This window comes from Streptomyces sp. NPDC041784 (assembly GCF_055591025.1).
Window position 1 is genome coordinate 1 of the sequence record NZ_JBVJAB010000089.1, and the last position, 1,509, is coordinate 1,509.

2 protein-coding genes are annotated in these 1,509 nt (G+C 66.1%); both read right to left on the reverse strand.

Annotated features, from left to right (window positions below):
* The coding region (locus tag ACZ6D7_RS47525) for an alpha-amylase family glycosyl hydrolase (protein ID WP_469505166.1) at positions 1 to 1,051 on the reverse strand (1,051 nt) is incomplete at its 3' end.
* 32 nt (positions 1,052 to 1,083) lie between these two features.
* Positions 1,084 to 1,509, reverse strand: a 426-nt coding sequence (locus ACZ6D7_RS47530) for an alpha-glucosidase C-terminal domain-containing protein (protein ID WP_469505167.1), incomplete at its 5' end; no start/stop codon positions are given.

Sequence of the window (1,509 nt, forward strand, 5' to 3'; positions counted from 1 at the left end):
TCGCGTATTCCGCGTACATGTAGTCGCGTTCTTCGTCCGTGACCATTTCGAGGGTGAGTTCGTCGTGGTTGCGGAGGAAGATGCCCCATTGGCACGTGGCGGGGATGGCGGGGGTCTTGGCGAGGATTTCCGACACCGGGTGGCGGGACTCGCGGCGGACGGCCATGAAGATGCGGGGCATGACGGGGAAGTGGAAGGCCATGTGGCATTCGTCGCCGCCGCAGGCGTAGTCGCCGAAGTAGTCGACCACGTCCTCGGGCCACTGGTTGGCCTCCGCCAGGATCACCGTGTCCGGGTACATCGCGTCGATCTCGCGGCGCACGCGCCTGAGGAACTCGTGCGTTGCCGGAAGGTTTTCGCAGTTGGTGCCCTCGGCCGCGTAGAGATAGGGCACCGCGTCGAGGCGGAATCCGTCGATGCCCAGGTCCAGCCAGAACCGCAGAGCGGCCAGGATCTCCTCCTGCACGGCCGGGTTCTCGTAGTTGAGGTCGGGCTGGTGGGCGAAGAAGCGGTGGAAGAAGTACTGCTGGCGGACCGGATCGAAGGTCCAGTTGGAGACCTCGGTGTCGACGAAGATGATCCGGGCGTCGCCGTACTGTTTGTCGTCGTCGGCCCACATGTAGTAGTCGCCGTAGGGCCCGTCGGGGTCCTTGCGTGACTCCTGGAACCACGGGTGCTGGTCGCTGGTGTGGTTCATCACGAAGTCGATGATCACGCGCATCCCGCGCTGGTGGGCGTGGTCGACGAACTCCACGAAGTCGGCCAGGTCGCCGAATTCGGGGAGCACGGAGGTGTAGTCGGAGACGTCGTATCCGCCGTCCCGCAAGGGCGACTTGAAGAAGGGCGGCAGCCAGAGGCAGTCGACGCCCAGCCACTGGAGATAGTCGAGCTTCGCGGTGAGACCCTTCAGGTCGCCCACGCCGTCGCCGTTGCTGTCCTGGAAGGAACGGACGAGGACTTCGTAGAACACGGCGCGCTTGAACCACTCGGGGTCGCGGTCCCCTGCGGGCGTGTCCTCGAAGGTGTCCGGAACAGGTGAGTTGACGGTCATGGCGGTCTGGAGTCTCCGATCTGCGGTGCGGGTCACCGGACGTGGAACACGTGGGCCGGTGCCGGGCCGGGCTCCAGGCGCACGTAGTTGCTGCTGCCCCACGTGTACGTCTCACCGGTCAGTTCGTCGTGCACGGTCAGGAACGCGCCGTGGTCCAGGCCGAGTTGCGGCATGTCCAACGAGACCGTCGTCTCCTGGGTGTGGTGGGGGTCGAGGTTGACCACGACGATCACCGTGTCGGCCCCGTCGCGCTTGCTGTACGCGAGGACGGAGTCGTTGTCGGTGCGATGGAAGCGGAGGTTCCGGAGCCGGTGCAGCGCGGGGTGACCGCGGCGGATCTCGTTCAGCTTCGTGATGAGGGGTGCGAGGGTGCGGCCCTCGCGTTCGGCCGCGGCCCAGTCGCGGGCTTTGAGCTGGTACTTCTCCGAGTCGAGGTACTCCTCGCCGCCGGGCCGCAG